The sequence below is a fragment of the Psychrobacter okhotskensis genome, from assembly GCF_013248965.1.
Taxonomy (GTDB): Bacteria; Pseudomonadota; Gammaproteobacteria; order Pseudomonadales; family Moraxellaceae; genus Psychrobacter; species Psychrobacter okhotskensis.
This window is the reverse complement of record NZ_JABRVQ010000063.1, coordinates 1-1,267: the sequence shown is the minus strand read 5'-3', so window position 1 is coordinate 1,267 and position 1,267 is coordinate 1. Positions and strand designations below refer to the sequence as shown.

Below are 1,267 nucleotides of genomic sequence, written 5' to 3'. Positions count from 1 at the left end.
TGTAGTGGTCAACTAATTTAGGACACCTAATAAGAGGTTTTGATTAAAGTAACGTCTCTCTGTTTCAGCTGGTGTTAAATAATTGTTGAAGCTGTGCGGTCTCACGGTTTGATAGTAGCCCCAGATATAATCACTAATGGCGCTCGATGCTTCAGCGATATCTTCGTAACCGCCCTTTGGCATCCATTCTGTTTTAAAGCTCCTGAAGAAGCGTTCAGTTGGCGCGTTATCCCAACAATTTCCACGACGGCTCATACTCTGTGTCATACCGTCGCAATCATCGATTGATTCAGCAAACTTCTTACTGGTGTAGTGCGTGCCCTGATCAGAGTGAAACAGCAGCCCACTAGGCTTGAGTCTCGTCTGATACGCCATCTGCAGCGCTTTGGCAGTCAAAGTACTGTTAGGTGAGTCTGAGACGCTAAAGCCCACAATACGTCGTGCAAACAAGTCTAGAACTATAGCTAAATAGCACCAGCCGCCCTTAATACGAATATAGGTCACATCCCCCGTCCAAACTTGATTAGGCGATACTGGGCTAAAGTTACGATCTAAGATATTGTCATGGGTTTTATGCGCCTCGTCAGCGTGTTTATACTTGTGTGTCTTTTGCTGACAACTTTTAAGTCCCATGCTTTTCATAAGACTACCTGCTAAGTAACGCGTTAGCCTAATACTGTGGTCATTCCACAGGATAGCGATGATAGTGCGAGCACCAGCTGATTGCTGTGAGTCGTTGAATATCTGACGTATCAAGGCTTTTAGTTTGATACGTTCAACGTCAATTGGCTTAGTCTGTATGCCATAGTAGTAGCTGCTTCTGACGACATCAAACAGCTCGCACAGCTTACGCGTACTCAATCGTTTGTCCTGCCCTGCAAGCTTGCTGATCAACGATAGTCGCTCAGACTGTCCAATGCTAGCAGAGCTGAAGCCTTTTTTAGTATGTCGCGCTCCATCGTCAGCCGCTTAACTTGTTTGCGTAGTTCTTGTAGCTCTCGCTGTTCATCAGTTAACGCCAGTCCTTGGGTTGGTGCAACGCCTTGCTGCTCTTGTCGATACTTGCGTACCCAGTTGTCTAGGGTTGATGTGCCGACTTCTAGTGACTCGGCTACTTCTGCTATCTTACGCTTGTGATCAATGACTAAGCTGATAGCTTCAAGTTTGAATTCTCGGGTGTATTCTCGGCGTTTGGTAGTCATACTATGTTCCTTCTTTGAGTTAGTATAACCCCTTATAGGCTGTCCAATTTTATTATGCCACTACA

2 protein-coding genes are annotated in these 1,267 nt (G+C 45.5%); both read right to left on the bottom strand.

The annotated features are described in order from the left end of the window. Positions 1-12: 12 nt before the first annotated feature. Positions 13-861 carry an IS3 family transposase gene (locus HQR03_RS14055; protein WP_244952051.1) on the bottom strand — a complete coding sequence of 283 codons (849 nt, stop codon included), beginning with the start codon at positions 859-861 and terminating at the stop codon, positions 13-15. Positions 862-890: 29 nt separating this feature from the next. Continuing rightward, entirely contained in the window at positions 891-1,202 is a 312-nt protein-coding gene (locus tag HQR03_RS14050; protein WP_173240653.1) for a transposase, read from the bottom strand. Positions 1,203-1,267 lie beyond the last annotated feature (65 nt).